Consider the following 243-nt stretch of genomic DNA (forward strand, 5'->3'; position numbering starts at 1 on the left):
TGGTGGAGGCTGACGGGATCGAACCGCCGACCCTCTGCTTGTAAGGCAGATGCTCTCCCAGCTGAGCTAAGCCTCCGTATTCCCCAACTTTCGTTGGGCCCCAAATAGTTGTTGGGCCCCCCGCAAAGTATCCGGTGTTGCTACAAAGCTTCACTTCACTTTGTGGGGTAATATGGTGACCCGTAGGGGATTCGAACCCCTGTATGACAGCGTGAAAGGCTGCTGTGTTAAACCGCTTCACCA

The 243-nt window shown here is 54.7% G+C and carries 1 tRNA gene; it reads right to left on the reverse strand.

The annotated features are described in order from the left end of the window. Positions 1 to 76: transfer RNA gene (locus tag SB752_RS33115), tRNA-Val, on the reverse strand. Positions 77 to 243: the final 167 nt, after the last annotated feature.

The sequence above is a fragment of the Brevibacillus sp. SIMBA_040 genome, assembly GCF_046535075.1.
Lineage (GTDB): Bacteria > Bacillota > Bacilli > Brevibacillales > Brevibacillaceae > Brevibacillus.